Here is an 848-nt window from a genome sequence, read left to right as displayed (position 1 = left end):
TTGCTGAATATATATCCATGTTCATGGATTAAGTCCCCACTTGTTTTTAGGTGGGAACTAAATTAAGGCTTATAGGATCGCTTGGTAAGGCTGTGTTAGCCGGATGCTTACTATTATACAAGCTTCTTATCGTTTGTTAATGACAATCATGATATACGCACGGCAGTTGAAACATTCAAAAGCTATATTCATTTAAGTTATCTCATAGCTGGTCAAAAACTACTAAAATATCATCCAGATATGCCTAATGAATTGGCTAAAAAAATTATGGGCCACAATGCAACGTTTAAAAATTTGCAAATAACAAATGATGAAAAAGACTTTAATTTTGAAAAAAACCAGGCCGTTCTAGCCACTATATTATTGAATGATCAAACAAACTGGCTTCAGAGTAATGCTACTGACATTCTTGAAGAACTTTCAGTACAAACAAATCAACCTCATGACTATTTTGCTTTCTTCGCCGGCACAGAAGATTCTAAAATTTCACTTCAACGCATTTATGAAACGCTCAATATATTGGAGACTACTAAAGATCCTAAAAGTGCAGCTCAACGTATATGCTTACCAGAAGAGCTCGTAGATTATTGGTATAAAAATGCCCTAGATTTAGCAGACATTAAATCAAAAAAAGGGAATCCTCGTTTATTTAGTATTGATAGCTCAACCCTTTTAAAGCCAGCGATGCTTGATACCGCTGAAGAGCTTCATGCGGTGACTTATTTTTTTGAACATCTGTAAGCATCCGGCTAACACAGCCTTACCAAGCGATCCTATAAGCCTTAATTTAGTTCCCACCTAAAAACAAGTGGGGACTTAATCCATGAACATGGATATATATTCAGCAA

1 pseudogene is annotated in these 848 nt (G+C 35.6%); it reads left to right on the top strand.

The features are described 5' to 3' along the window. Nucleotides 1-165: 165 nt before the first annotated feature. Nucleotides 166-738: pseudogene (locus tag L6C30_RS14625) on the top strand (site-specific integrase); the annotation flags it as partial. Nucleotides 739-848 lie beyond the last annotated feature (110 nt).

Origin of the sequence: Acinetobacter sp. KAM396, assembly GCF_021602765.1 — a bacterium.
Taxonomy (GTDB): domain Bacteria; phylum Pseudomonadota; class Gammaproteobacteria; order Pseudomonadales; family Moraxellaceae; genus Acinetobacter; species Acinetobacter towneri_A.
This window is presented reverse-complemented; position numbering and strand designations above follow the sequence as displayed.